Here is a 26,708-nt window from a genome sequence, read left to right as displayed (position 1 = left end):
TACAACGGAGGGTTGCGAGCATCGTGACTACCCATCGCACGTCGAAGCGCAGACTTGCCGCCGGCACGGCCGTCGTGCTCGCGGCCATGCTCACCGCGACCGCCTGTGGCGGCGGGGCCGACAAGAAGGACGACAAGGCCGCCGGCTCCGGCAGCGGCTTCAACGCGGGCATCGAGAAGGTCGCCAACGCGTCGGACAAGAAGGGCGGCGAGCTGAAGTTCGTCGGCACCCAGGACGCCGACTCGTGGGACCCGCAGCGCGGCTACTACGGCTTCATGTGGGACTTCTCCCGCTACTACACGCGCCAGCTGATCAGCTTCAAGCCCGGCCCCGGCAAGGAGAGCACCGAGCTCGTCCCGGACCTCGCCACCGCCAAGGCCGAGATCAGCGACGGCGGCAAGACCTACAAGTACACCCTCAAGGACAACGTGACCTGGGAGGACGGCTCGCCCGTCACCGCCCAGGACATCAAGTACGGCATCGAGCGCACCTGGGCGCAGGACGTCATCTCCGGCGGTCCGGTCTACCTCCAGCAGGTCCTCGACCCGAAGGCCGAGTACCCCGGCCCGTACAAGGACACCGCTCCGGACAAGCTCGGCCTGAAGGCGATCGAGACCCCGGACGCGAAGACCATCATCTTCAAGCTCCCGACGCCCAACGGCGACTTCGAGCAGATGCTGGCGATGCCCGCGGCGAGCCCGGTCAAGCAGGACAAGGACACGGCCGCCAAGTACGGCCTCAAGCCCTTCTCGAACGGCCCGTACAAGATCGACTCGTACGAGCCGAACAAGAGCATGAAGCTCTCGCGCAACGAGAACTACAAGCCCGAGTCGGACACCATCCGCAAGGCGCTCCCGGACTCCATCTCGGTCACGTTCATGGCGAACGCGGACGACATGGACAAGCGCCTGATGAACGGCGAGTTCGACCTCGACATCAACGCCACCGGCATCGGCCAGGCGGCCCGCGCCACGGCGCTGAAGGACCACAAGGGCAACCTCGACAACGGCCAGACCGGCTTCATCCGGTACGCGGTCATGCCGCAGACCGTCGCGCCGTTCGACAACATCGAGTGCCGCAAGGCCGTCATCCACGCGGCCGACAAGAAGTCCCTGCAGACCGCCCGCGGCGGCCCGCAGGCCGGTGGCGACATCGCCCCCAACATGCTCCCGCTGGGCATCAAGGGCTCGGACGCCAAGTACGACCCGTACGAGGTCCTGAAGAACGACGGCAAGCCGAACCTCGAGAAGGCCAAGGAGGCCCTCAAGGCCTGTGGCAAGGAGAGCGGCTTCAAGACCACCATCGCCGTCCGCAACAACAAGCCGGTCGAGGTCGCCACGGCCGTCTCGCTCCAGAACGCCCTGAAGCAGGTCGGCATCGAGGCCGACGTCGACCAGTTCGACGGCGCCCAGACCTCCGGCATCATCGGTTCGCCGAAGGTCGTCAAGGAGAAGGGCTACGGCATCATCATCATGGGCTGGGGCGCCGACTTCCCGACCGGACAGGGCTTCTCGCAGCCGCTGGTCGACGGCCGCTTCATCCTGCAGAGCGGCAACAACAACTTCTCCGAGCTGAACGACCCGGCGATCAACACCCTGTTCGACCAGGCCATCGCGGAGACCGACCCGGCCAAGGCCGGCGACATCTACAAGCAGATGAACCAGAAGGTCTCCGAGGCCGCGGTCTACCTGCCCTTCGTCTACGACAAGACGATCACCTGGCGCAGCACCCGGCTGACGAACGCCTACACCACCGACGCCTACAACGGTCGCTACGACTACGCGTCCCTCGGTGTCGTGAAGTAACGGTCCATCAGTCCAGTTCCAGTGTTCCAGTGCCACACCCGCTAGGCACGAAGGGCAGGTGATGGCCGCGGTTACGGCTTGGGGGCGCCCTCCAGAAGAGGGCGCCCCCGGGCCGCAGCCAGGCCGAGCGCAGTGCTTGCATACCTCATCCGACGGATCTTCGCCGTCCTCGTCATGCTGCTGGTCATCACGCTGGTGACCTTCGGAATCTTCTTCCTGTTCCCGAAGCTGATCGGGACGGACCCTGCCCTGTACTTCGTGGGCAAGCAGTCCGACCCCGCCGCCATCGAAGGCATCCGGCAGAAGATGGGTCTCGACGACCCGATCCTCGTCCAGTTCGGCAAGTTCGTCGTCGGGCTGGTGGCGGGTCGCACGTACGCCAACGGCTCCGACGTCACGCAATGCGCCGCGCCCTGCTTCGGATACTCCTTCAAGACCGAGCAGGAGGTCTGGCCGCTGCTGCTGGACTGGCTGCCGGTCACCCTCTCCCTCGCCATGGGCGCCGTCGTCCTCTGGGTCGCCGGCGGCGTCGCCACCGGCGTCGTCTCCGCCCTCAAGCGCGGCAGCGTCCTGGACCGCTCGGCCATGGGCGTCGCCCTCGCCGGCGTCTCCCTCCCCATCTACTTCACGGGCATGCTCGTCATCGCCCTCTTCTCCGACCAGCTCGGCTGGTTCGGACGACCGGAGGCGACCTTCGCCGAGGATCCGGCCAAGTGGTTCAACGGCATGATCCTGCCGTGGGTCTCGCTCGCCTTCCTCTACGCGGCGATGTACGCGCGGCTCACCCGCGCGACCATGCTCGAAGTCCTCAACGAGGACTACATCCGCACCGCCCGCGCCAAGGGCCTGACGGAACCCGTCGTCATCGGCAAGCACGCCATGCGCTCGACGATGACGCCGATCCTGACCGTCCTGGGCCTCGACCTCGGCGCCCTGATGGGCGGCGCGGTCCTGACCGAGTACACGTTCTCGCTGCACGGCCTGGGCTACAGCGCGGTGCGCGCCATCAGCGAGCACGACCTCCCCGTCATCCTGGGCATCACCCTGATCTCCGCGTTCTTCGTCGTCGCCGCGAACCTCATCGTTGACCTCCTGTACGCGGTGATCGACCCCCGAGTGAGGCTGTCATGACCGACCCGACGACCAAGACCGGAGAGACCGGAGCGCTCAACCAGCCCTACGACGGGTCGCGGCCCCCCACCGCCTTCCTCGAGGTCCGCGACCTCAAGGTGCACTTCCCGACCGAGGACGGCCTGGTCAAGTCGGTCGACGGCCTCTCCTTCTCCCTGGAGAAGGGCAAGACCCTCGGCATCGTGGGCGAGTCCGGCTCCGGCAAGTCGGTCACCTCGCTGGGCATCATGGGCCTGCACCGCGTGGGCCAGTACGGCCGCCAGCGGGCCCGGATCTCCGGCGAGATCTGGCTCGACGGCAAGGAGCTGCTCTCCGCCGACGAGGACGAGGTGCGCAGGCTGCGCGGCCGGGAGATCGCGATGATCTTCCAGGACCCGCTGTCCGCGATGCACCCGTACTTCACCGTCGGCAAGCAGATCTCCGAGGCGTACCGGGTCCACCACAAGGTCGACAAGAAGGCCGCCCGCAAGCGGGCCGTCGAGCTCCTCGACCGCGTCGGCATCCCCGAGCCGCACAAGCGGTTCGACAGCTACCCGCACGAGTTCTCCGGCGGCATGCGCCAGCGCGCGATGATCGCGATGGCGCTCGTCAACAACCCCGAACTGCTCATCGCGGACGAGCCGACGACCGCCCTGGACGTCACCGTCCAGGCCCAGATCCTCGACCTGATCCGGGACCTCCAGAAGGAGTTCGGCTCCGCGGTCATCATGATCACGCACGACCTCGGCGTGGTCGCCGAGATGGCCGACGAACTCCTCGTGATGTACGGCGGCCGCTGCGTCGAGCGGGGCACCGCCGAGAAGGTCTTCTACGAGCCCCGGCACCCCTACACCTGGGGCCTGCTGGGCTCGATGCCGCGCATCGACCGCGAACAGACCGAGCGCCTCATCCCGGTCAAGGGCTCGCCGCCCAGCCTCATCAACATCCCGAGCGGCTGTGCCTTCAACCCGCGCTGCCCGTACGCCGACGTGCCCAAGGGCAACGTCACCCGCACCCTGCGCCCCGAGCTCACGGCGCAGGACGACACCGGGCAGGACGGCACCCGCCACTGGTCCGCCTGCCACATGTCGCAGGACGAGCGGACCCGGATCTGGACCGAAGAGATTGCGCCGAAGCTGTGACCGACACCAACAAGACGGATCCGGCCGTCACCCTTCCGGCGCAGGCCACGGACTCTCCCGAGCCGCTGCTCAAGGTCACCGGCCTGACCAAGCACTTCCCCATCACCAAGGGGCTGCTGCGCAGGCAGGCCGGCGCGGTCAAGGCCGTCGACGGCCTCGACTTCGACGTCCGGCGCGGTGAGACCCTCGGCATCGTGGGCGAGTCCGGCTGCGGCAAGTCGACCATGGGCCGGCTGATCACGCGGCTGCTCGAACCGACCGGCGGCACGATCGAGTTCGAGGGCAAGGACATCACGCACCTGGGGGTGGCGGGCATGCGCCCGCTGCGCCGCGACGTGCAGATGATCTTCCAGGACCCCTACGGCTCGCTGAACCCGCGCCACACGGTGGGCACCATCGTCAGCGCCCCGTTCAAGCTCCAGAACGTCAACCCGGAGGGCGGGCTCAAGGCGGAGGTCCAGCGGCTGCTGTCGCTCGTCGGCCTCAACCCCGAGCACTACAACCGCTACCCGCACGAGTTCTCGGGCGGCCAGCGCCAGCGCATCGGCATCGCGCGGGCCCTGGCGCTGAAGCCGAAGCTGGTCGTCGCGGACGAGCCCGTCTCGGCGCTGGACGTCTCGATCCAGGCCCAGGTGGTGAACCTGCTGGACGACCTCCAGGAGGAGCTCGGCCTCACCTACGTGATCATCGCGCACGACCTGTCGGTCATCCGGCACGTGTCGGACCGCATCGCGGTGATGTACCTCGGCAAGATCGTCGAGCTCGCCGACAACAAGTCGCTGTACGGGGAGCCGATGCACCCCTACACCGCGGCCCTGATGTCGGCCGTGCCGGTGCCGGACCCGAGGCGGCGGGGCGCCAAGAGCGGCCGCATCCTGCTCAAGGGCGACGTGCCGTCCCCCATCTCGCCGCCGAGCGGCTGCCGCTTCCACACGCGGTGCTGGAAGGCGACGCAGATCTGCGCGACGCAGGAACCGCCGCTGCTCGCGCTGAAGACCGGCCACCAGGTCGCCTGCCACCACCCGGAGAACGCCCCCGACCAGGCCCCGGGCGACAAGCCCCTCCCGGGCGCGGCGGACGCGGTGACGACGGCGACGGAGTGAGCCCGGGGCGGGCGGGCCCAAGCGGCCCGCCCGCACCCGTGCACCACCGGCCCCGCCCGGCAAAATCAGCCCCGCCCGGGGGCCCCTCCCGGCGGTAGCCGGGGGAGATTGAGGCGCGGGGGTCCGGCGGCAGCGCCCCCGCAACGGCGCGCCGCGTGCGTGCGAGACGAGGGATCCGGGGGCGGCGCTGCGCCCCGGTTCCGGCCCGCACCGGCACCCGCACCCGGCCGCGGCGGCGGAGCCCCGCATTCCGCTGCGCTTGCCACAGGCGACAATGGCCCGGTGCTCCACGATCTCTTCCCGCCAGGGGTTCAGCATGCGCTGGACCTCGCCGGCATCTTCGTCTTCGCCACCTCGGGCGCCCTGCTCGCCGTCCGCAAGAACTTCGACGTCTTCGGCATCGCCGTGCTCGCCCTCGTCACCGCCCTCGGCGGCGGCCTCTTCCGCGACCTGGTCATCGGCGCCGTCCCGCCGGCCGCCTTCGGCGAGCTCAGCTTCTTCGTCACCCCGCTGATCGCCGCGGCGTTCGTCTTCTTCCTGCACCCCGAGGTCCAGCGGATCAACCGGGCCATCAACGTCTTTGACGCCGCCGGCCTCGCGCTGTTCTGCGTGACCGGCACGACCAAGGCCTACGAGTACGGCCTGGGCCTCACCGCGTCCGCCGCGCTGGGCCTGGCCACGGCCGTCGGCGGCGGCGTACTGCGCGACGTCCTGGTCAACGAGGTGCCCTCGCTGCTGCGCGACCGCGAGATGTACGCCGTGCCCGCCACCGTCGGCGCCGCGATGGTCGCCGTCTCCATCGCCCTGGACTCCCTCAACGCCATCACCACCGGCCTCGCGATCGTGACCACCTTCGTCCTGCGGCTCCTCGCCATGCGCTACCACTGGCGGGCGCCACTGGCCTGGAACAGGCGCTCCTCCGTGGCCGAAGAGCCGTAACAATAGAAAGCTACCGCTTAGTAGCAAGCGGGTGTACCGTCGTTCCATGTCATTTGCAGCTGCCCAGGCATCCATCGGCGACAGCGAGTTCGACCGCGACACCGCCATCACCGAACGCGCGGGTGAGCCCGGCGTGTACGACGCGGAGCTCTCCGCCGGCTGGACGATCATCGCCGCTGTCAACGGCGGCTACCTGCTGGCCCTGGTCGGCCGGGCCCTGTCGGCGACCCTCCCGCACCCGGACCCCTTCACCGTGTCCGCGCACTACCTGACCTCCTCCGTGCCCGGCCCCGCCGTGATCCGCACCGAGGTCGTCCGGGTCGGCCGCACCCTCTCCACCGGCCAGGCCTCGCTCTTCCAGTACGACGAGCACGGCAACGAGGTCGAGCGCATCCGCGTCCTCGCCTCCTACGGCGACCTCGCGTCCCTGCCGGACGACGTGCGGACGGTCGCCGAGCCGCCGCTCATGCCGTCCTACGAGAACTGCATCGGCCCCGAGGCCGGCCCCGCGCCGATCCCCGGCAGCTCCGCCATCGTGGACCGGCTCCGGCTCCGGCTGGACCCGGCGACCGCGGGCTGGGCCGTCGGCGCGCCCTCCGGCAAGGGCGAGATGCGGGCCTGGTTCGAGCTGGCCGACGGCCGCGACGCCGACCCGCTCTCCATGCTCCTCGCGGTGGACGCGCTGCCGCCGACCGCCTTCGACCTCGGCCTGGTGGCCTGGACCCCGACCGTGGAGCTCACCACGCACATCCGCCGCCGCCCGGCCCCGGGCCCGCTGCGGATCTCCATCACCACCCGCAACCTGGCCGGCGGCTTCCTGGAGGAGGACGCCGAGGTCTGGGACTCCACCGACCACCTGGTCGCCCAGTCCCGCCAGCTGGCGCGCGCCCTGCGCATCTGACCCTCCCCGCGGCCCGGCCGCGGCACCCGGCCGGGCAGCGGCAGGGCGTACGCCCCTCCCCGCGGCCCGGCCGGATCGGGGTCCCGCCGGGCGGAAGGGCACGGGCGGGCCCCTAGAATCGGGGGATCATGGCCTACCTCGACCACGCCGCCACCACCCCCATGCTGCCGGAGGCCGCCGCGGCGATGACCGCGCAGTTCGCCGCCACGGGGAACGCCTCCTCCCTGCACGCCGCCGGCCGCCGGGCCCGCCGTACCGTCGAGGAGGCCCGCGAGGCCTTCGCCGAGGCGATCGGAGCCCGCCCCAGCGAGGTGGTCTTCACCGCCGGCGGCACGGAGGCCGACAACCTCGCCGTCAAGGGCCTCTACTGGGCCCGGCGCGACGCCGACCCCGCCCGCACCCGGGTCATCGCCAGCCCCGTCGAGCACCACGCCGTGCTCGACGCCGTGCACTGGCTCGCCGAGCACGAGGGCGCCCAGGTCGACTACCTGCCCGTGGACCGCTACGGACGCGTGCACCCCGACGCCTTCCGCGAAGCCGTCGAGCGCAACCCCGACGACGTCGCCCTGGCCACCGTCATGTGGGCCAACAACGAGATCGGCACCGTCATGCCGGTCCGCGAACTGGCCGCCACCGCCCGCGAGGCCGGGATCCCGCTGCACTCCGACGCCGTCCAGGCCTTCGGACAGCTCGACGTCCACTTCGCCGACAGCGGCCTCGCCGCCATGACAGTCAGCGGCCACAAGATCGGCGGCCCCTACGGCATCGGAGCGCTGCTCCTCGGCCGCGACCAGACCCCCGTACCCGTCCTGCACGGCGGCGGGCAGGAACGGCACGTCCGCTCCGGCACCCTCGACGTGCCCGCCGTCGCCGCCTTCGCGGTGGCCGCCGTCCTCGCCGCCGAGCGGCGCGAGCAGTTCGCCGCGGAGGTCGGCGCCCTGCGCGACGAACTCATCGCCGCCGTCCTCGCGGCCGTGCCCGACGCCGTCCTCGGAGGGGACCCCGAAGAGCGGCTTCCGGCCAACGCGCACTTCAGCTTCCCCGGCTGCGAGGGCGACTCCCTGCTGCTCCTGCTCGACGCCCAGGGCATCGAGTGCTCCACCGGCTCGGCCTGCACCGCGGGCGTCGCCCAGCCGAGCCACGTCCTGCTGGCGGCCGGCACCGACCCGCAGCTGGCCCGCGGCACCCTGCGCTTCTCCCTCGGCCACACCTCCACCAAGGAGGACGTCGCCGCCCTCGCCGCGGCCATCGGCCCCGCGGTGGAGCGCGCCCGGACGGCAGGCCTCAGCTGAGCGTCCGGGAGGCTCAGGCCGAAGCGGCCAGGGCCTCCCGGACCATGCGTATGTAGCGGTCCCAGTCCCAGTGCTCGCCCGGGTCCGTGTGGTCGGCGCCCGGCACCTCGGAGTGCCCGACGATGTGCGTGCGGTCGGGCCGTATGTCGTACCGGCGGCAGATGTCGGCCGCCAGCCGCGCCGACGCCGTGTACATGGCGTCCGTGAAGTCCTTGGGCCGGTCCACGAAACCGACGTGCTCGATGCCGACGCTGCGCTCGTTCATCGAGCGGTTGCCCGCGTGGAAGGCCACGTCCAGCTCGCGCACCATCTGCTCCACATGCCCGTCACCGCGGACTATGTAGTGCGCCGAAGCCTTGTGCCAGGGGTTCTTGAAGGCGTCCACCGAGGACTTGAAGCCGCCCTGTGTGACATGCACGACGACCCGGTCCACCCGGTAGTCGTCGGGCCGGTCCGCCATCCGCCAGTTCGCCGGCGAGGCCGCGGTCCAGCCCGCCCCCGCGTGGTCGATCTCGCCCTCCTTGCGCGGCTTGGCCACTCCCGGCAGCAGCCACCACGCGCGGCTGATCTCGTCCCGCCCGGCGACCGCCCCCGCCGCGACGATCCCGAGCCCGCCGAGCAGCACCGCCCTGCGGGTCCGCCCCGGCTTCGGTCTCTTGTTCCCCTGCTCGGCCATGTGATCCACCCCCCGTAGCCGATAACGCGCTGTGACCCCGCTCGGTTCCCCCGTACCCTGGACGGTGCTATGACTGAGAACCTGCCGCGCACCGACCGCCCCCTTCGCGTCCTGGCCGCCATGTCCGGCGGAGTGGACTCCGCCGTCGCCGCCGCCCGTGCCGTCGAAGCCGGGCACGACGTGACCGGCGTCCACCTCGCGCTCTCCGCGAACCCGCAGTCCTTCCGGACCGGCGCCCGGGGCTGCTGCACCATCGAGGACTCCCGCGACGCCCGCCGCGCCGCCGACGTCATCGGCATCCCCTTCTACGTCTGGGACCTCGCCGAGCGCTTCCGCGAGGACGTCGTCGAGGACTTCATCTCCGAGTACGAGGCCGGGCGCACCCCGAACCCATGCCTGCGATGCAACGAGAAGATCAAGTTCGCGGCGCTGCTCGACAAGGCCCTCGCCCTCGGCTTCGACGCCGTCTGCACCGGCCACTACGCCACCGTCGTGCTGAAGGAGGACGGCTCCCGCGAGCTGCACCGCGCCTCCGACATGGCCAAGGACCAGTCGTACGTCCTCGGCGTCCTCGACGAGAAGCAGCTCGCCCACGCCCTCTTCCCGCTCGGCGACACCCTCACCACCAAGGAAGAGATCCGCGCCGAGGCCGAGGAGCGGGGGCTGGCCGTCGCGAAGAAGCCCGACAGCCACGACATCTGCTTCATCGCCGACGGCGACACCCAGGGCTTCCTCGCGAACCGCCTCGGCAAGGCCGAGGGCGACATCGTCGACGAGGCGACCGGCGAGAAGGTCGGCACGCACGACGGCGCCTTCGGCTTCACCATCGGCCAGCGCAAGGGCCTGCGGATCGGCCACCCGGCCCCCGACGGCAAGCCGCGCTACGTCCTCGACATCTCCCCGGTGAACAACACCGTCACCGTCGGCCCCGTCGAGGCCCTCGACGTCAGCGCCCTCACCGCGATCCGCCCCCGCTGGTGCGGCGCCGAGGCGGCCGCCCCGGGCACCTACACCGCCCAGCTGCGCGCCCACGGCGGCGAGACCGAGGTCTTCGCCGAGGTCGTGGACGGCGAGCTGCGCGTCTCCTTCACCGAGCCCGTCCGCGGCGTGGCCCCCGGCCAGGCGATCGTGCTCTACGACGGCACCCGCGTGGTCGGCTCCGCCACCATCGCGACCACCACGCGGGCCACCGCCGCCGTCTGACGGGCCCCGCGCACCCCGGTCAGACCACCGTCAGGACGATCTTGCCGGTGGTCCGGCCCTGCTCGCCGATCTCGTGGGCCCGCGCGGCGTCCGCCAGCGGCAGCACCGTCTCGACCAGCGGCTTCAGCAGGCCCCGGTCCGCCAGGTCCGCGATGGCCTCCAGACCCTTGAGGTCCGGGTCGACCAGCACCCAGGCCGCGTTCACCCCGTCGGCGCCCGCCGGGACGGAGTCCGGGCCGGGCAGCGAGACCAGGTGGCCGCCGGGCTTGAGCACCTTCAGGCTGCGCTCGGCGGTGTCGCCGCCCAGCGCGTCCAGCACGACGTCGACGTCCGAGACCGCCTCGGCGAAGTCCACCGAGCGGTAGTCGATCAGCTCGTCGGCGCCCAGCTCGCGCAGCACCTCGTGCTTGGCGGCGCTGGCGGTGCCGATCACGTACGCGCCGCGGGCCTTGGCGATCTGCACCGCCAGGTGCCCGACGCCGCCGGCCGCCGCGTGCACGAGCACCCGCTGCCCGGCCGTGACGCCGGCGGTGTCCACCAGCGCCTGCCAGGCGGTGAGCGCCGCCAGCGGCAGCGCCGCCGCCTGCACGTGGTCGAGGGAGCCGGGCTTGCGGGCGAAGTGCCGCGCCGGGGCCACCACGTACTCCGCGTAGCCGCCCGCCTGGCGCGGGAAGAGCGGCATGCCGTACACCTCGTCACCGGGGGCGTAGAGGGTCACGCCGGGGCCGACCGCCTCGACCGTGCCGGAGACGTCCCAGCCCACGATCGGGGTCCCGCCCCAGGCGATCAGGGCGCCGCTGGCGCGGGTCTTCCAGTCGACCGGGTTGACGCCCGCCGCGTGGACCCGGACCAGGACCTCGCCCAGCCCCGGCTCCGGTCGCTCGATCTCCCGCTCGACCAGGTTCTCCGGGCCGCCCCACTCGTTGACGACGATCGCGCGCATCTCAGTCCGCCTCATTCCATCCGTTTGCGTCCTCTACCGGGCCGTTTCCCGGCGACGTGTCCCAGATTCGGGCACCGGGCACGCGCATGGTGTTGGCCGTTTGGCCACTATGTGACAGGATCTGGCCATGGGTGAGACGCAGGAGCGCAGCGAGGACACAGCCCGCCGCGGGAGCGGCGCGGCCGGCCGGCACCTGGTCGCGGTGCTGGCCCTGCCGGGCTTCCCCCCGTTCGAGCTGGGCATCCCCTCCCGGGTCTTCGGCAGCGCCGTCGACGACGACGGCGAGGCCCTGTACGAGGTCGTCGTCTGCACCTCCGACGGCGCCCCCGTGCCCAGCGACTCCGGATTCACCCTCCAGCCCGCCGCCGGCCCCGAAGCCCTCGCCGCCGCCGACACCGTGATCGTCCCGCCCACCCACGCCATGCCCGAGCTCGCCGGCGGCGGGCCGCTGCCGCCCGCCGTCGCCCAGGCCATCGCGGGCATCCGCCCCGGCACCCGCCTGGTGTCCATCTGCTCCGGCTCCTACGTCCTCGCCGCCGCCGGACTCCTCGACGAACGCCCCGCGACCACGCACTGGAACCTCGCCGACGAGTTCCGCCGCGCCTACCCCCGGGTCCGCATCGACGAGGACGTCCTGTTCGTCGACGACGGCGACGTCCTGACCTCGGCCGGGGTCTCCGCCGGAGTCGACCTGTGCCTGCACCTGATCCGCCGCGACCACGGAGTCGCCGTCACCAACCGGGCCGCCCGCATGTGCGTCGTACCGCCCTGGCGCGACGGCGGGCAGGCCCAGTTCATCGACCGGCCCGTCCCCGAGCCCACCGTCGCCACCACCACCGCCACCCGCGCCTGGGCCCTGGAACGCCTCGCCGAACCGGTCAGCCTCGCCGAGCTCGCCGCCCATGCCCGGATGAGCCTGCGCACCTTCACCCGGCGCTTCCGCGACGAGGTCGGCATGACCCCCGTGCAGTGGCTCACCGCCCAACGCCTGGAAACGGCCCGGCACCTGCTCGAATCCAGCGACCTCCCGGTCGACCTCGTGGCCCACCGGTCCGGCTTCGGCTCCGCCAACTCCCTGCGCCAGCACATGCGCGCGTCCCTCGGCGTCTCCCCGATCGCCTACCGCCGCACCTTCCAGCCCACCGCCCCGGCATGACCCCGAAAGTAATCGCCACCGCGGCCGAGCGCTGACAGGATCGGATCAACGGCCCGCACCGGCGGGCCCGGTCGACAGGGGAGAAGACCATGACCGCCTACGCCATCGCCCACATACGCCCCGAGACGATGAACGAGGACGTCCTCACCTACATCGAGACCATGCAGTCGACCCTGGACCCCTTCGGCGGCCGCTTCCTCGTGCACGGCAAGGAGGTCGAGGTCCTGGAGGGACCCTTCCCCGGCACCGTCGTCGTCATCGGCTTCCCCGACATCGAACGGGCCCGCGCCTGGTACGCCTCCGACGCCTACCGGGCCATCCTCCCGCTGCGCACGAAGCACATCCCCGGCGAGGTCATCCTCGTCGAGGGCGTCCCGGCCGACTACGACGCCTCGAAGACGGCCGCCGGCCTGCGCGCCGAAGCCGGCCTCTGATGGGCAACCGGGCCACCTTCGTGATCGCGGGCCCCGAGGGGCACGAGCGCCGGTCCTCCTCCTTCGGAGCCGTCGGCCTCGATCTCGACCTGCTCGGCGGCCCGGAGGCGGTCCTGCCCTTCGCCCTCGGCCACCGGCTCGAGGAAGGCCCCTGGTACGACGACGACATGTGCGAAGCGGGCGCCCTGATCGACCCCGCCCGCAAGCTGCTCCTGGTCTTCGCCCAGGAAGGCCCGTCGGTGGCCATGCGCACCCGCGCCGCCTGGCTGGGCATGCTCGGCCACGCCTGGCCCGGATGGGAGGTCCGCTGGACGTACGACGGCCAGAGCGGCCTGCGCGCCCACCTCGGCCTGGAACCGGGACACGTACCGGACACCGCGCACCCCGGCCCGGCCCTGGAGGCCGACGAGCAGGAACTCGCCGACCCCGACCCCATGGCCGCCGTCGTCACGGTCGGATCCGGCCGCTGCCACGTCCTCGCCCACATCGCCGACCACCCCGTGGCCGAGGGCCCGGCGCTCGTCGACCGGCTCGCGGACGCCCCCGCCCACACCGGGTACTCCCGGCGCGCCGAGGCCGGCGTCCACGTCGACCCCGCGGCCCGCAGGGTCGGGTGGTGGCTGACCGGGATCGCGCCCCACGCCGGACGCATGGCCGCCCGCTGGCCCGGCTGGACCGTGGAGTTCTGGGCCGACCGCTGGGACGAGCACGAACGGGCCTCCGGCGGCCGATTCGCCCCGCCCGCGCAGGACCGTGCCGCCGCGCCGGCCGACGTACGGGCGCAGGCGCTGCAGCGCTGGGCCGGGCCGCGCGGCGACGTGCGGGAACGGCTCGTCGCCGCGCTCCCGCACGCCACGGTCGGGCGGGGCTTCGCCCCCGCCGTCACGGCGGAGCAAGCGGCCGCCGCCCGCGCCGCCGTGGAGCGGGCCTACGCGGCGGCCGTCGGCACCTGACCTCGGCCTTCGGGCCCCGAGCTCCCGCGGGACCGCCATCGGCACCGGCTTCCCGCCCGCCGTCACCGCCCGGCGGGCGGCCGGGGCGCGGGCGGTCGTCGCACGGTCCCGGCGGGCCGCCGCGGCCGGCCGCGGCGGCCCGGCCCGGCCCCGGGGCCGGGAGCACGGGGCTTCCCCCTCCCCGCCGCGCCGGACCTGCGAGCATGGGCGGTATGGCTACTCACCTGATCACCGGTGCCGGTTCCGGCATCGGCGCCGCCGTCGCGACCCGCCTGCACGCCCGTGGCGACGACCTCGTCCTCCTGGCCCGCGACGCCGGCCGCGGCAAGCAGCTCGTCGACCGCTACCCCGGCTCCAGGGTCCTCGTGGGCGACCTCGCCGATCCCGACCGGCTCTCCTGGGCCTTCTCCAAGCAGGCGATCCCCGAGCGCATCGACTCGCTCCTGCACATCGCCGGGATCGTGGACCTCGGACCGGTGGGCGAGCTGCGGCCCAAGACCTGGCACCAGCAGCTCAACGTGAACCTGATCGCCCCCGCCGAGGTGACCCGGCTGCTGCTGCCCACCCTGCGCGCCTCCAAGGCCACCGTCGTGTTCGTGAACTCCGGCGCCGGCCTGAACGCCCACGCCGACTGGAGCGCGTACGCCGCCTCCAAGCACGGCCTGAAGGCGCTCGCCGACTCGCTGCGGGCCGAGGAGCGGGCCAACGGCGTCCGCGTCACCTCCGTCTACCCGGGCCGCACCGCCAGCCCCATGCAGGCCAAGGTGCACTCCCAGGAGGGCAAGGAGTACGACCCGGCCGCCTGGATCGACCCCGAGTCGGTGGCGACCACCATCGTCATGGCCGTCGACCTGCCCCGCGACGCCGAGGTCAACGACCTGTCCGTCAGGCCGGGCCGATGAGCGCAGGCGCGACCGGCGTCGGCTCGCTGCCCGGCGGCGACGCCCGCGAGGCCGCCAAGACCGCGACCGGCTCCTTCGAGGACTTCCCGTACCTGCCCGAACTGCCGGCCCGCGGCCCCGGCGCCGACATGATCGGCCGCTCGATCGGGCTGCTCGTCGACATGTACGGGCACGTGGAGCCCAGCGGCTGGCGGATCAGCGACCGGCCCGGGCGCGACACGCGCCGGGCCCGGTCCTGGCTGGGCGAGGACCTGGACGCCCTGGAGGAGTTCACCCAGGGCTACACCGGCAAGCTCAAGGTCCAGGCGGTCGGGCCGTGGACGCTGGCCGCCGCCCTGGAGCTGCACGGCGGCGAGGCGATGCTGCAGGACGCCGGCGCCTGCCGGGACCTGGCCGGATCGCTCGCCGAGGGCCTGCGCGAGCACCTGGCCGATGTGCGGCGGCGGATCCCCGGGGCCGACGTCGTGCTCCAGCTCGACGAGCCGTCCCTGACGGCCGTGCTGCTCGGCCGGGTCCGCTCCGCGAGCGGCTACCGCACCTACCGCGCCGTCGACCGGCAGGTCGTCGAGGGCGCGCTGCGCGACCTGTTCGCCGTCCACGACGGCGAGGTGATCGTCCACTCCTGCGCGCCCGAGGTCCCCTTCGGCCTGCTGCGGCGGGCCGGCGCCACGGGCGTGTCGTTCGATTTCTCCCTGCTCACGGAGCGCGAGGACGACGCCGTCGGGGAGGCCGTCGAAGGCGGTACGAAGCTGTTCGCCGGAGTGGTGGCGGGCACCGACGGCCCGTTGTCGGACCCGGGCGGTAGCGTCATGGGTGTCAGGAAGCTCTGGCGCAGGCTGGGGCTGGCCCCGGGGACTCTGGCGGAGTCCGTCGTGGTCACCCCCTCGTGCGGTCTGGCGGGTGCCTCGCCCGCCTACGCCCGCGCGGTGCAGGCGCATTGCGCCAGGGCGGCGAGGTCGCTCGCCGACAACCCTGAGTGACGGTCGAGACGGGCCACGGGAGGACACGGCATGGCAGCCGAACAGCAGGACACGGCAGTACCGGCGGCGGTGCGTGAACAGCACCAGCTGCTGGCCGAGCAGGTCGAGGAGCACCGCTTCCGGTACTACGTGAACGACCAGCCGGTCGTCAGCGACGCCGAGTTCGACAAGCTGCTGCGTTCGCTGGAGGCGCTGGAGGAGCAGTACCCCGAGCTGCGCACGCCCGACTCGCCCACCCAGAAGGTGGCCGGGGCGTACGAGACGGACTTCGCCTCCGTCGAGCACCGCGAGCGCATGCTCTCCCTCGACAACGCCTTCGACGACGAGGAACTGTCCGCCTGGGCCGACCGGGTGGCCCGCGACACGGGCACCTCCGACTACCACTACCTGTGCGAGCTGAAGGTGGACGGCCTCGCCGTCAACCTCACCTACGAGAACGGCCGCCTCACCCGGGCGGCCACCCGCGGCGACGGCCGCACCGGTGAGGACATCACGCCCAACGTCCGCACCATCGCCGACATCCCGGACCGCCTGTCCGGCGAACGGATCCCGGCGCTCGTCGAGATCCGCGGCGAGGTCTACTTCCCGATGGAGAAGTTCGAGGAGCTCAACGCGAGACTCGTCGCGGCCGAGGGCAAGCCCTTCGCCAACCCGCGCAACGCGGCCGCCGGTTCGCTGCGCCAGAAGGACCCGAAGGTCACGGCCGGCCGCCCGCTGCACATGGTCGTGCACGGCATCGGCGCCCGCGCGGGCTTCGAGATCGAGCGCCAGTCGCAGGCGTACGAGCTGCTGCGCGAGTGGGGCCTGCCCACCGCCCGGCACAACAAGGTCGTCTCCTCGCTCGCCGAGGTCCGGCAGTTCATCGCGGAGTTCGGCGAGAACCGGCACTCGGTGGAGCACGAGATCGACGGCGTGGTCGTCAAGCTCGACGAGATCGCCCTGCAGGGCCGCCTCGGCTCCACCGCCCGCGCCCCGCGCTGGGCCATCGCCTGGAAGTACGCGCCCGAAGAGGTCAACACCAAGCTGATCGACATCAAGGTCGGCGTCGGGCGCACGGGGCGCGTGACCCCGTACGCGCAGGTGGAGCCGGTGACGGTGGCGGGCTCCGAGGTCGAGTTCGCGACCCTGCACAACCAGGAGGTCGTCAAGGCCAAGGGCGTCCTCATCGGGGACACCGTGGTCCTGCGCAAGGCCGGCGACGTCATCCCCGAGATCCTCGGGCCGGTGGTGGACCTGCGCGACGGCACCGAGCGGGAGTTCGTGATGCCGGCCGAATGCCCCGCGTGCGGGACGGCGCTGCGGCCCATGAAGGAGGGGGACATCGACGTCCGGTGTCCCAACGGCCAGACCTGTCCGGCCCAGTTGCGCGAACGGATCTACTACCTCGCCGGCCGGCAGGCCCTGGACATCGAGAACTTCGGGATCGTCGCGGCGGCCGCGCTGACCGGCCCGCTGGAGCCGGCCCGGTCGCCCCTGCTCGACGAGGGCGACCTCTTCGACCTGACCATCGAGCAGCTGCTGCCCATCAAGGCGTACGTCCTCGACCCGGACAGCGGCCTGCCCAAGCGGGACCCGAAGACCGGCGAGGAGAAGATCGTCACGGTCTTCGCCAACCAGAAGGGCGAGCCGAAGAAGAACGCCCTGGCGATGCTGGAGAACATCGCCGCCGCCAAGGAGCGCCCGCTCGCCCGCATCATCAACGGCCTGTCCATCCGCCACGTCGGACCGGTCGCGGCCGAGGCGCTCGCCCGCGAGTTCCGGTCCATCGCGGCCATCGAGGCGGCGACCGAGGAGCAGCTGACCGCAACCGACGGGGTCGGCGCCATCATCGCCGCCTCCCTCAAGGAGTGGTTCGCGGTCGACTGGCACCAGGAGATCCTGCGCAAGTGGCGGGAGGCCGGGGTCCGGATGGAGGAGGAAGGTTCCGCCGAGGAGGAGGGACCGCGGCCCCTGGAGGGGCTGACCGTGGTCGTCACCGGCACTTTGCAGAGCCATACGCGGGACGGCGCCAAGGAGGCCCTGCAGAGCCGCGGCGCCAAGGTGACCGGATCCGTCTCGAAGAAGACCTCCTTCGTCGTGGTCGGCGACAACCCCGGCTCTAAGTACGACAAGGCCGTCCAGCTGAAGCTGTCCGTCCTCGACGACGCCGGCTTCGCCGTACTGCTGGAGCAGGGGCCGGACGCGGCACGCGAGGCCGCGCTCCCGGTGGACGGCGCGCCCGAAGGGGAGTAGGACCGAAGGGCAATCCCCGAGAGGGAGTAGCGAAGGCGAACGGATGCGTGGCGTGCGGCCGTACGGGCGGGCGCACGCCAGGCGCGGCGGACGGTGGTAAACGGCCGGTACAAGCCTGGTCGCAGGGCGGTGACCTGTCGGATCATCGGAGGGGTGACTGGGGGCCCCCGTCCAAACTCACCCGTTCGGCGGATACCGTACTGATGAGGATGGCTGGGTCGCATTCGGGCAACCACTGCCGACCGCTGCCCCTGGGAGCCTCCCGCGTCCTACTGTTGAGGGGTGCGCCTGTCGTGCACGGCTGCGGGATGCGATTCCGGCCGTGGTGGCATGACATCGGGGCCATCGCGTGACATCGGCATCGCCGGCTGTGAGAGGTACGGGCATGAAACCCACCGAAAGCGCCGACCCGTCACCTGAATTCGGCGGGGAGATCCCGCCCATGCGGGCGGGCAGGCTCGGCGTCCTGCGTGCCAGGACGCCGGAGACCCGACCGGTCGACACCGGTGAGGGCGGGCAGGGGCGGCGCGGCGTGCTGCCCTTCCTCGTCGTGGGTCTCGCGGTCGCGGTGCTCACCACCGGCGTCGTGTCGGCCCTGAGTGGCCGTCATGCGCTGTTCCCCGGGGGGCCGGTCGGCTGGGCACTGGCCCTCCTCACCGGCATCATCGTCGGCCACCTGGTCGCCCTCGGCCGGGACCGCTGGTGGGGCGGCACCGGATCGGGCGCCGCGCTCACCCTCGGCGTGCTCATCCTCTACGGCTGGGTGCCCGCCGGACTCGTCTCGCTGGCCGTGGTCTCCCTCGTCGGGGCCGCCCGCCGGCACCGCTGGCGCCAGGGGCTGCTCCACGGCTCCGTCGACATCCTCGGCATCGGGGCCGGCGCCCTCGTGCTCGCCGCCTTCGGTGAGACGCCCACCGTCGAAACCCCCTGGCCGCCCACCACCTGGGGGCTGGACGCCCTGCCCGAGATCGTCCTCGTCGCCGTCGCCTACCTGCTCTCCACCCGGCTCCTGCTCTGGATCGCACTGGCCCCGCGCGGCGGCGGGCTGCCCACCGTCGCCCGGACCGCCCTGCTCCGACAGGCCTTAGTGGCGGTCGCGCTGCTCGGCATCGCACCCCTGATCTGCGTGGTCGCCGTCACCCAGCCGGTCCTGCTGCCGCTGTTCGCCGTACCGCTGATCGCGCTGGACTCCACCCTGTGGATCGCCCGGGCGCGCGCCGAGGAGCAGCTGCGAGACCCGCTGACCGGGCTGCCGAACCGGCAGTGGCTGCTGGAGCGGGCCTGGTCCGCCCTCGACGAGGCTGAACGTTTGGGCACCAGGGCCGCCCTCGTGCTGATCGACCTGGACCGCTTCCGGGCGGTCAACGACACCCTGGGCCATCTGGCGGGCGACCGGCTCCTCCTCCAGATCGCCGACCGGCTGCGCCAGGCGCTGCCCGAGGAGGCCGAGGCCGCACGCCTGGGCGGCGACGAGTTCGCCGTCCTGCTCCCCGTCGCCGACTCCACCACCAGCGCCCAGCGCATCGCCCGCCACCTGGTGGCGGAGCTCAGCTCCCCGCTCGACCTGGACGGCCTCACGCTCGTCCTGGAGGCCAGCGCCGGCCTCGCCGTCTTCCCCGACCACGCGCTGGACGCGGAGGGGCTGCTGCGGCGCGCGGACGTGGCGATGTACCAGGCCAAGCGGGACCGCACGGGCGTGGAGGTGTACGAGTCCAAGCGCGACAGCAACACCCCCGACCGCCTGGGCCTCCTCGGCGACCTCCGCAGGGCCCTCGACGCGGGTGAAGTGGAACTCCACTACCAGCCGAAGGTCCGCTTCGACGGCCAGGTCGCCGGGCTCGAAGCACTGGTCCGATGGGTCCACCCGGAACGCGGCCGGGTCCCCCCGGACGAGTTCATCGCGATAGCCGAGACCTCCGGGCTGATGCCGCACCTGACGGAGTACGTGCTGGAGACCGCCCTGGCCCAGGTGGCCCGCTGGCGGGCGCAGGGCCTGAAGGTCCCGGTCGCCGTCAACGTCTCGCCGCGCGACGTCCACACGCCCGGCTTCGCCGGCGCGGTGGCCGCGCGGCTGGCCCGCCACGGGGTCCCGGCCAGCGGCCTGCAGCTGGAGATAACGGAACACGTCCTGCTGGAGGACCCCCAGCGGGCGGCGGACACCATGGCCGGCCTCACCGGGCACGGCGTGAAGATGTCCCTGGACGACTTCGGCACCGGCTACTCCTCGCTCGTCCACCTGCGCCGCCTGCCGGTCAGCGAGCTGAAGATCGACCGCTCGTTCGTGGGCCGGCTCGCCGTCGACACGCAGGACGCGGAGATCGTCCGCTGCACCGTGGACCTCGCGCACTCGCTCGGCCTGCTCGTCGTGGCGGAGGGCGTCGAGGACGACGAGACCTGGGAGCGGCTGCGGGACCTGGGCTGCGACGCCGTACAGGGGTGGCTGGTGGCCGCCGCGATGCCGCCGCAGGAGGCCACCGCCTGGCTGCTGGCCCGCGGCGAGCGCGGCTGGCGCCGCCCGGCGGACATCACGGCGGAACTGGCGGCGGCCGAGGCCGACGCGGTCTGACCCCGTCGGTCCGGCGGTGCCCCCGCGGGCGCGCCGCCGCCGCCGGGGCTCCGCCCCGGACCCGCACCTCAAACGCCGGCGAGGCTGAAATAGAGCCCCGTCGGCGTTTGAGGTGCGGGCCCCGCACAGCGGCTCGGGCCAAACCGTTTCGCAGGCCGGGCACCGGGCCCCATAGGATTGAGCCCGAAACTACACATCCACCCACCCCCAGAGGATCGCTGCATGCCTGGCATTACGCGCGAGGAGGTCGTCCACCTCGCACGGCTGGCGCGCCTTGAGCTGTCCAGCAACGAGCTGGATCACTTCGCCGGACAGCTCGACGACATCATCGGCGCGGTCGCCCGCGTCTCCGAGGTCGCCGACCAAGACGTCCCGCCGACCTCCCACCCGCTGCCGCTGACGAACGTCATGCGCGCGGACGAGGTCCGTCCGTCGCTCACCCCCGAGCAGGCGCTCTCCGGTGCTCCCGCCCAGGAGCAGCAGCGTTTCAAGGTGCCGCAGATCCTGGGGGAGGACTAACAGCCATGGTCGACATCATCAAGCTCACGGCCGCCGAGACCGCCGAGAAGATCGCCTCCGGCGAGCTCACGGCCGTCGAGGTGACCGAGGCCCACCTGGCCCGCATCGACGCCACCGACGAGAAGGTCCACGCCTTCCTGCACGTGGACCGCGAAGGGGCGCTCGCCCAGGCCCGCGCCGTCGACGCCAAGCGCGCGGCCGGCGAGAAGCTCGGCCCGCTGGCCGGCGTGCCCCTCGCCCTCAAGGACATCTTCACCACCGTCGGGATCCCGACCACCGTCGGCTCGAAGATCCTCGAAGGCTGGATCCCGCCCTACGACGCCACCCTGACGCGCAAGCTGAAGGAAGCCGACGTCGTCATCCTCGGCAAGACCAACATGGACGAGTTCGCCATGGGGTCCTCCACCGAGAACAGCGCCTACGGTCCCACCGGCAACCCCTGGGACCTCACCCGCATCCCCGGCGGCTCCGGCGGCGGCTCCGCAGCGGCCCTCGCCGCCTTCCAGGCCCCGCTCGCCATCGGCACGGACACCGGCGGCTCCATCCGCCAGCCCGCCGCCGTCACCGGCACGGTCGGCGTGAAGCCCACGTACGGCGGCGTCTCGCGCTACGGCATGGTCGCCTTCTCCTCCTCCCTCGACCAGGGCGGTCCCTGCGCCCGTACGGTCCTGGACGCGGCTCTGCTGCACGAAGTGATCGCCGGGCACGACCCGCTCGACTCCACCTCCATCGACGCCCCGGTCCCGCCGGTCGTCGAGGCCGCCCGCAACGGCTCGGTCGCCGGCATGCGCGTCGGTGTCGTCAAGCAGTTCGCGGGCGAGGGCTACCAGGCCGGCGTCGTCCAGCGCTTCAACGAGTCGGTGGAGCTCCTCAAGGAGCTCGGCGCCGAGATCGTCGAGCTGGACTGCCCGTCCTTCGACCTCGCGATGGCCGCGTACTACCTGATCGCGCCGTCCGAGTGCTCCTCGAACCTGGCCCGTTTCGACGCCATGCGCTACGGCCTGCGCGTCGGCGACGACGGCACCAAGTCCGCCGAGGACGTCACCGCCCTGACCCGCGAAGCCGGCTTCGGCGACGAGGTCAAGCGCCGCATCATCCTCGGCACGTACGCGCTCAGCTCCGGCTACTACGACGCGTACTACGGCTCCGCCCAGAAGGTCCGCACGCTGATCTCGCAGGACTTCGAGAAGTCCTTCGAGCAGGTCGACGTGATCGTCTCCCCGACGACCCCGACCACCGCCTTCCCCATCGGCGAGCGCACTGACGACCCCCTCGCCATGTACCTCGCCGACCTGTGCACCATCCCGACCAACCTGGCCGGCAACTCCGCCATGTCGCTGCCCTGCGGCCTGGCACCGGAGGACGGTCTCCCGGTCGGGCTCCAGATCATCGCCCCGGCGATGAAGGACGACCGGCTCTACAAGGTCGGTGCCGCCGTGGAGGCGGCCTTCGTCGCACGCTGGGGTCACCCGCTGCTTGAGGAGGCACCGTCCCTGTGAGCACCAGTGCACTGTCCAAGGCCAAGGGCTTCAAGAAGTCCAAGACCGGCACCTACCTGTCGATCGGCACCACCGCCTTCGGCGCGGTCAGCGTGATGAAGCAGGTCAAGAAGGCCCGCAGCGAGAACGACGTGCTGAAGCTGGTCGACGCCGCCGTGTCCGCCGCCGCCATCGTCACCGGCCTCGCGATCCTGTACCGCGAGCTGAAGCGCCTGGGCGACGACGACGTCCTGCTGGGCTGAGAGGGAAAGTTTCACCGTGACCACCTTCACCGAACTGCTGTCGTACGAGGACGCTCTCGCCTCGTTCGACCCCGTCATGGGCCTCGAGGTCCATGTCGAGCTCGGCACCAAGACCAAGATGTTCTGCGGCTGCTCCACCGAGCTGGGCGCCGAGCCCAACTCGCAGACCTGCCCCACCTGCCTCGGTCTGCCCGGCTCCCTGCCGGTCGTCAACGCGATCGGCGTCGAGTCGGCCATCAAGATCGGTCTCGCGCTGAACTGCGAGATCGCCGAGTGGTGCCGCTTCGCCCGGAAGAACTACTTCTATCCGGACATGCCGAAGAACTTCCAGACCTCCCAGTACGACGAGCCCATCGCCTTCAACGGCTACCTGGACGTCCAGCTGGAGGACGGCGAGATCTTCCGCGTGGAGATCGAGCGCGCCCACATGGAGGAGGACACCGGCAAGTCGCTGCACGTCGGCGGCGCCACCGGCCGCATCCACGGCGCGTCCCACTCGCTGCTGGACTACAACCGCGCCGGCATCCCGCTCATCGAGATCGTCACCAAGCCCATCGAGGGCGCGGGCGAGCGGGCCCCCGAGGTCGCCAAGGCGTACGTCGCCGAGCTGCGCGAGGTCATCAAGGCGCTCGGCGTCTCCGAGGCCCGCATGGACAAGGGCCAGATGCGCTGCGACGTGAACCTGTCGCTGCGCCCGACCCCCGAGTCCGAGTTCGGCACCCGCTCGGAGACCAAGAACGTCAACTCGCTTCGCTCCGTCGAGCGTGCGGCCCGCTTCGAGATCCAGCGCCACGCCGCGGTGCTCTCGTCGGGCGGCTCGATCGTGCAGGAGACCCGGCACTTCCACGAGGAGGACGGCTCCACCACGGCCGGCCGCATCAAGGACAACGCCGAGGACTACCGGTACTTCCCGGAGCCCGACCTGGTGCCCGTGGCGCCGGCCCGTGAATGGGTCGAGGAGCTGCGCGGCGGCCTGCCCGAGATGCCGCGCGTGCGCCGCAACCGCCTCCGCGAGGAGTGGGGCGTCAGCGAGCACGACATGCAGTCGATCCTCAACGCGGGCGCGGTGGACTCCATCGTCGCCACCATCGAGGAGGGCGCCGACTCGGCCGCCGCCCGCAAGTGGTGGATGGGCGAGCTGGCCCGCAACGCCAACGAGCAGGGCGTCGTCGTCGACGAGCTGCCGATCACCCCGGCGCAGGTGGCCCGGGTCGCGGCCCTGGTCGCGGCCGGCGACCTGAACGACAAGCTGGCCCGTCAGGTCATCGAGGGCGTCCTGGCCGGCGAGGGCACCCCCGACGAGGTCGTCGAGAAGCGCGGCCTCAAGGTCGTCTCGGACGAGGGCGCGCTCGGCGCGGCCGTCGACGAGGCCATCGCGGGCAACGCGGCCATCGCCGACAAGATCCGCGGCGGCAAGATCGCCGCGGTCGGAGCCCTGGTCGGCGCGGTCATGAAGACCACCCGCGGCCAGGCCGACGCGGCGCGCGTCAAGGAGCTCATCCTGGAGCGCCTGGGCGTTTCCGAGGGCTGATCCCTCCGGGCCTGCCAGCCCGAACGCACTGAGGCCCCGCACCCGTTGGTGCGGGGCCTCGGTCGTCTCCCGCACACTGGACCGTCAAGGCCGCCGGAGGGCAAGGGGAGTTGCGGGTGGAGATCGGAGCGATGGTCATCGCGGCGGTGGGCGTGGTGGGGACCCTGGGCGGGGCGCTGCTCACCCAGCGCGGCGCTGAGCGGGCGAAGCGCAGGGAGATGGAACTCCTGCGCGGCCACGAGGAGATCCGCGACTACCTGACGCTGCGGCGGACCTGCTACGCGGACCTCAACCGGGACGCCCGGCAGTTCACCACCGCCCTCAACCGCCATCTGCACGTCATGCGGGAGCGCACGGTCGAGGACGCGGACCGGGAGGCGCTCGACGAGGCGAAGAACGCCCAGCGCGACCGCTACTCCGAGGCGCAGATGATCGCACCGGACGCCGTGCTCGGGCCCGCGAGCGCCGTCAACCATGCCCTGAGCAGGGTCTACGGCCAGGTCAAGCGCCTGGAGAGGGGCGCCACCGAGGAGGGCGAGACGATGGCCGGCGTCTCCGCGGCCCAGCAGGAGATCTGGGCCCTGCTCCGGGAGATGCGTGCGGCCATGCGCGCCGACCTCGGGGTGTCGGACGGGAACGGCTCCGTCAGCGCTTGAGGACGGGGGCCGCCAGGACGGCGTTGCCGCGGCCCTTGCAGCCCTCCTCCACCTTGATGCGCAGCCGCAGGGCGCCCTTGATGTCCAGGGACTTGGTGACCGGCTTGCCCAGGTGGACCAGTTCGGAGAAGACCGCCGGCTTGTCGTCCACCGAGATGGTCAGCCGTGCCTGCTCCACGGTCGAGCCGTCGTCGATGCCGGCGGTGAACTCCAGCGAGGACCAGGCCCTGTTGACGTCGTACTCGATCGCCGCGCCGTAGTAGCAGCTGCCGAGCAGTGCCGCCCCGTACTCCGTCGTGTTCAGCTTCGCGGAGCCGACCTCGAAGTTGTCGACGCCGCCCACCGAGGACAGCACGGTCAGGTCGGCGACGTTGCTGTCCTTGACCTGCCCCGGGGCATGGGGGCTTGAGGAGCCCGCCGGGGTCGGGGAGGCCCCGGGGCCGGAACCGTCCGTGGCGGAGTCCGTAGACGGGCTCGCGGAGGCCGAGGAGGGCGCCGGCGACTGCGGCGCGCTCGCCCCGCCGGGCTTCCCGCTCGCGGCGGTGTCCCCCTTGTCCATGTCGCCCAAGAACTTCACGCCGGCCACCGCGAGCGCCGCCAGTACGACGACGGTGACCGCCGAGCCCAGGACCAGGCCGGTCCGCCGTTTCTTCTTCGGCGGGGCGGGCTGCGCGGGCGGCGCCGGGGACAGGTTGTACGCGGGCCCGTACCCCTCCGGCACCGAGGCCGCCGGTTCCGGTACGGCTGCCGGCGCGGGCTCCGTCGCCGGCGGGGCGGGCTGCGCCGGATCCGGCGCGGTCAGCGGCGCCGTCGGCGGTGGCGCCGCCGCAGCCCCGGCGGGCGCGGTCGGACTGTACGCGGGCGGTGGCGGCGCCGCCGCGGCCGCCGGAGCCACCGTGGGCGGCGGAGGTGCGGCCGGCTTCGGCGGGGAGTCCTGGACGGCGGCCCGCTGCGAGGTCGTGGACGTCGTCGTGGACACCACGGCACGGCGTACGTCCTTCATCCATCCGGCCAGGTTCACCGGCCGCCGGGAGGGCTCCTCCGCGTAGAGGGCCGTGATCCGGGCCCGCTGCTCGGCGTCCAGCACCGCGATCTGCGGCAGCTCGGCCATCGCCCGGGCCAGCTGCTGCGGAGAGGCGGGCGGCGACTCCCCGCTGAGCAGGAAGTACGCGATCGCCCCGAAGGCGTACCGGTCGGTGCCCGGTGTCCGCTTGCCCTCGAACACCTCGGGGGCCGCGTAGCCGGGGGTGAACCAGACCTCGGCCGTCTGGTGGTCGGCGGTCAGCTTGCTGAGGCCGAAGTCCACCAGCGTGGCCTGCCCGTGCGCGTCGACCATCACGTTGCCGGGGGAGAGGTCGCCGTGGACGACCTGGCGCCCGGAGGGCGTGGCCTTCCCCGAGTGCAGCCAGTCCAGCACCTCGGCCAGCTGCTCCAGGGTCCGCATGACCTCGCGCCGCTCGGCGGCGCCGGCGAGCGTCCGTTCGGCGCGCCAGTCCCGCAGGTCGAGCCCGTCGATGTGGTTCATGACGAGGACGAGCGCCCGCCCGGTGAGGGTGGACGACTCCCCGGGCCGGTGGATCGGCGGGCCCTCGAAGTGCTCCCGCACGCCCACGACGCCGGGCCGGTGGACGAATCTCAGCAGTTCGGCCTGCTCGTTCCACTTCTGGCTGATGCGGTCGAAGACCTCGGGCGTGATGGTGGTCTTGGAGTCGAGCACCTTGACGACCACGGGCTCCGACCCGCCGGCGAGTTCGATCTCCGCGAGGTACAGCACGGCCTCCCCGCCGCGCCCGATCGACCTGAGCAGGCGATAGCGGTCCGCTGCCGCGTCCGGCCCGATGTGCAGATTCTGGCTGGTCAATTTCCCCCCAGCTGCCCGGTGTTGAGTGGGGGTCAGTCTGGCGTGGCCGGAATCGGTACGGCA

Annotated in this window: 23 protein-coding genes; 20 read left to right on the top strand and 3 right to left on the bottom strand. The window is 72.1% G+C overall.

The genetic code is table 11. The features are described from left to right. The first annotated feature begins 23 nt into the window (after nt 1-23). The 7 genes from OHA91_RS12375 to OHA91_RS12345 all read left to right on the top strand — a co-directional run bounded on the left by OHA91_RS12375 (nt 24) and on the right by OHA91_RS12345 (nt 8,292). Nucleotides 24-1,805: an ABC transporter substrate-binding protein gene (locus OHA91_RS12375; RefSeq protein WP_266497541.1), complete on the top strand. Its 1,782-nt coding sequence runs from the start codon at nt 24-26 to the stop codon at nt 1,803-1,805. 132 nt (nt 1,806-1,937) lie between these two features. Then, nucleotides 1,938-2,936, top strand: coding sequence for an ABC transporter permease (locus OHA91_RS12370; protein WP_031148473.1), 999 nt, complete (start codon nt 1,938-1,940; stop codon nt 2,934-2,936). Further along, on the top strand, nt 2,933-4,057 hold the full coding sequence (locus tag OHA91_RS12365; protein WP_031148474.1) for an ABC transporter ATP-binding protein: 1,125 nt from the start codon (nt 2,933-2,935) through the stop codon (nt 4,055-4,057). Before OHA91_RS12370 ends, OHA91_RS12365 begins: the two co-directional genes overlap by 4 nt. Next, complete coding sequence (locus OHA91_RS12360; protein WP_266497537.1) at nt 4,054-5,160, top strand: ABC transporter ATP-binding protein; 1,107 nt, start codon at nt 4,054-4,056, stop codon at nt 5,158-5,160. Before OHA91_RS12365 ends, OHA91_RS12360 begins: the two co-directional genes overlap by 4 nt. A 282-nt stretch (nt 5,161-5,442) precedes the next feature. Beyond that, nucleotides 5,443-6,099 carry a trimeric intracellular cation channel family protein gene (locus OHA91_RS12355; RefSeq protein ID WP_328739235.1) on the top strand — a complete coding sequence of 219 codons (657 nt, stop codon included), beginning with the start codon at nt 5,443-5,445 and terminating at the stop codon, nt 6,097-6,099. Between the two features lie 46 nt (nt 6,100-6,145). Beyond that, on the top strand, nt 6,146-7,000 hold the full coding sequence (locus OHA91_RS12350) for a thioesterase family protein (RefSeq protein ID WP_031148477.1): 855 nt from the start codon (nt 6,146-6,148) through the stop codon (nt 6,998-7,000). Between the two features lie 128 nt (nt 7,001-7,128). After that, nucleotides 7,129-8,292 (top strand): cysteine desulfurase family protein, encoded by a 1,164-nt coding sequence (locus OHA91_RS12345; protein ID WP_031148479.1) that lies wholly within the window; start codon nt 7,129-7,131, stop codon nt 8,290-8,292. A 13-nt stretch (nt 8,293-8,305) separates the two neighbouring features. On the opposite strand, the gene OHA91_RS12340 is transcribed toward OHA91_RS12345, so the two are convergent. Continuing rightward, nucleotides 8,306-8,968, bottom strand: coding sequence for an N-acetylmuramoyl-L-alanine amidase (locus tag OHA91_RS12340; protein ID WP_328739234.1), 663 nt, complete (start codon nt 8,966-8,968; stop codon nt 8,306-8,308). Between the two features lie 69 nt (nt 8,969-9,037). Between OHA91_RS12340 and mnmA the strand changes: the two genes are divergently transcribed. Beyond that, entirely contained in the window at nt 9,038-10,171 is a 1,134-nt protein-coding gene (gene mnmA / locus OHA91_RS12335; RefSeq protein ID WP_031148490.1) for a tRNA 2-thiouridine(34) synthase MnmA, read from the top strand. A gap of 19 nt (nt 10,172-10,190) precedes the next feature. On the opposite strand, the gene OHA91_RS12330 is transcribed toward mnmA, so the two are convergent. Continuing rightward, nucleotides 10,191-11,114, bottom strand: coding sequence for an NADP-dependent oxidoreductase (locus OHA91_RS12330; protein ID WP_328739233.1), 924 nt, complete (start codon nt 11,112-11,114; stop codon nt 10,191-10,193). 127 nt (nt 11,115-11,241) lie between these two features. On the opposite strand from OHA91_RS12330, the gene OHA91_RS12325 reads away from it, so the two are divergent. From OHA91_RS12325 to OHA91_RS12270, 12 genes are all read left to right on the top strand, one after another. Further along, nucleotides 11,242-12,270, top strand: coding sequence for a GlxA family transcriptional regulator (locus OHA91_RS12325; RefSeq protein WP_328739232.1), 1,029 nt, complete (start codon nt 11,242-11,244; stop codon nt 12,268-12,270). An 89-nt stretch (nt 12,271-12,359) separates the two neighbouring features. Then, nucleotides 12,360-12,704 (top strand): DUF1330 domain-containing protein, encoded by a 345-nt coding sequence (locus OHA91_RS12320; RefSeq protein WP_031148496.1) that lies wholly within the window; start codon nt 12,360-12,362, stop codon nt 12,702-12,704. Further along, on the top strand, nt 12,704-13,657 hold the full coding sequence (locus OHA91_RS12315) for a hypothetical protein (RefSeq protein ID WP_328739231.1): 954 nt from the start codon (nt 12,704-12,706) through the stop codon (nt 13,655-13,657). Before OHA91_RS12320 ends, OHA91_RS12315 begins: the two co-directional genes overlap by 1 nt. A gap of 212 nt (nt 13,658-13,869) precedes the next feature. Then, nucleotides 13,870-14,559 carry an SDR family oxidoreductase gene (locus OHA91_RS12310; RefSeq protein WP_328739230.1) on the top strand — a complete coding sequence of 230 codons (690 nt, stop codon included), beginning with the start codon at nt 13,870-13,872 and terminating at the stop codon, nt 14,557-14,559. After that, nucleotides 14,556-15,539, top strand: coding sequence for a methionine synthase (locus tag OHA91_RS12305; protein WP_031148502.1), 984 nt, complete (start codon nt 14,556-14,558; stop codon nt 15,537-15,539). Before OHA91_RS12310 ends, OHA91_RS12305 begins: the two co-directional genes overlap by 4 nt. Nucleotides 15,540-15,569: 30 nt before the next feature. Continuing rightward, entirely contained in the window at nt 15,570-17,771 is a 2,202-nt protein-coding gene (gene ligA / locus OHA91_RS12300; RefSeq protein ID WP_031148504.1) for an NAD-dependent DNA ligase LigA, read from the top strand. A gap of 385 nt (nt 17,772-18,156) precedes the next feature. Then, nucleotides 18,157-20,337 (top strand): putative bifunctional diguanylate cyclase/phosphodiesterase, encoded by a 2,181-nt coding sequence (locus tag OHA91_RS12295; RefSeq protein ID WP_245240055.1) that lies wholly within the window; start codon nt 18,157-18,159, stop codon nt 20,335-20,337. A gap of 222 nt (nt 20,338-20,559) precedes the next feature. After that, entirely contained in the window at nt 20,560-20,856 is a 297-nt protein-coding gene (gene gatC / locus OHA91_RS12290) for an Asp-tRNA(Asn)/Glu-tRNA(Gln) amidotransferase subunit GatC (RefSeq protein ID WP_030030671.1), read from the top strand. A 5-nt stretch (nt 20,857-20,861) separates the two neighbouring features. Further along, a complete protein-coding gene (gene gatA, locus OHA91_RS12285) occupies nt 20,862-22,355 on the top strand; it encodes an Asp-tRNA(Asn)/Glu-tRNA(Gln) amidotransferase subunit GatA (RefSeq protein ID WP_266497522.1) in 1,494 nt (497 codons plus the stop codon). After that, nucleotides 22,352-22,597: a hypothetical protein gene (locus tag OHA91_RS12280; RefSeq protein ID WP_031148510.1), complete on the top strand. Its 246-nt coding sequence runs from the start codon at nt 22,352-22,354 to the stop codon at nt 22,595-22,597. Before gatA ends, OHA91_RS12280 begins: the two co-directional genes overlap by 4 nt. Nucleotides 22,598-22,613: 16 nt before the next feature. Next, nucleotides 22,614-24,128, top strand: coding sequence for an Asp-tRNA(Asn)/Glu-tRNA(Gln) amidotransferase subunit GatB (gene gatB / locus OHA91_RS12275; protein WP_030826534.1), 1,515 nt, complete (start codon nt 22,614-22,616; stop codon nt 24,126-24,128). Nucleotides 24,129-24,244: 116 nt separating this feature from the next. Next, a complete protein-coding gene (locus OHA91_RS12270) occupies nt 24,245-24,784 on the top strand; it encodes a hypothetical protein (RefSeq protein WP_037631912.1) in 540 nt (179 codons plus the stop codon). Here OHA91_RS12270 and OHA91_RS12265 read toward each other — a convergent pair. Continuing rightward, nucleotides 24,774-26,645 (bottom strand): protein kinase domain-containing protein, encoded by a 1,872-nt coding sequence (locus OHA91_RS12265; RefSeq protein WP_328739229.1) that lies wholly within the window; start codon nt 26,643-26,645, stop codon nt 24,774-24,776. The genes OHA91_RS12270 and OHA91_RS12265 overlap by 11 nt on opposite strands. Between the last annotated feature and the right edge of the window lie 63 nt (nt 26,646-26,708).

The organism is Streptomyces erythrochromogenes (genome assembly GCF_036170895.1).
In the GTDB taxonomy this organism is placed as follows: domain Bacteria; phylum Actinomycetota; class Actinomycetes; order Streptomycetales; family Streptomycetaceae; genus Streptomyces; species Streptomyces erythrochromogenes.
Note: the sequence above shows the minus strand (reverse complement) of the source record. Positions and strands in the feature narration are given on the sequence as shown.

What these genes read in the sequence shown, in the direction of transcription:
- OHA91_RS12365 (WP_031148474.1), top strand. Translation starts at nt 2,933, where the DNA reads ATGACCGACCCGACGACCAAGACCGGAGAGACCGGAGCGCTCAACCAG.
- OHA91_RS12350 (WP_031148477.1), top strand. Translation starts at nt 6,146, where the DNA reads ATGTCATTTGCAGCTGCCCAGGCATCCATCGGCGACAGCGAGTTCGAC.
- OHA91_RS12345 (WP_031148479.1), top strand. Translation starts at nt 7,129, where the DNA reads ATGGCCTACCTCGACCACGCCGCCACCACCCCCATGCTGCCGGAGGCC.
- OHA91_RS12340 (WP_328739234.1), bottom strand. Translation starts at nt 8,968, where the DNA reads ATGGCCGAGCAGGGGAACAAGAGACCGAAGCCGGGGCGGACCCGCAGG.
- mnmA (WP_031148490.1), top strand. Translation starts at nt 9,038, where the DNA reads ATGACTGAGAACCTGCCGCGCACCGACCGCCCCCTTCGCGTCCTGGCC.
- OHA91_RS12330 (WP_328739233.1), bottom strand. Translation starts at nt 11,114, where the DNA reads ATGCGCGCGATCGTCGTCAACGAGTGGGGCGGCCCGGAGAACCTGGTC.
- OHA91_RS12325 (WP_328739232.1), top strand. Translation starts at nt 11,242, where the DNA reads ATGGGTGAGACGCAGGAGCGCAGCGAGGACACAGCCCGCCGCGGGAGC.
- OHA91_RS12320 (WP_031148496.1), top strand. Translation starts at nt 12,360, where the DNA reads ATGACCGCCTACGCCATCGCCCACATACGCCCCGAGACGATGAACGAG.
- OHA91_RS12315 (WP_328739231.1), top strand. Translation starts at nt 12,704, where the DNA reads ATGGGCAACCGGGCCACCTTCGTGATCGCGGGCCCCGAGGGGCACGAG.
- OHA91_RS12310 (WP_328739230.1), top strand. Translation starts at nt 13,870, where the DNA reads ATGGCTACTCACCTGATCACCGGTGCCGGTTCCGGCATCGGCGCCGCC.
- OHA91_RS12305 (WP_031148502.1), top strand. Translation starts at nt 14,556, where the DNA reads ATGAGCGCAGGCGCGACCGGCGTCGGCTCGCTGCCCGGCGGCGACGCC.
- ligA (WP_031148504.1), top strand. Translation starts at nt 15,570, where the DNA reads ATGGCAGCCGAACAGCAGGACACGGCAGTACCGGCGGCGGTGCGTGAA.
- OHA91_RS12295 (WP_245240055.1), top strand. Translation starts at nt 18,157, where the DNA reads ATGAAACCCACCGAAAGCGCCGACCCGTCACCTGAATTCGGCGGGGAG.
- gatC (WP_030030671.1), top strand. Translation starts at nt 20,560, where the DNA reads ATGCCTGGCATTACGCGCGAGGAGGTCGTCCACCTCGCACGGCTGGCG.
- gatA (WP_266497522.1), top strand. Translation starts at nt 20,862, where the DNA reads ATGGTCGACATCATCAAGCTCACGGCCGCCGAGACCGCCGAGAAGATC.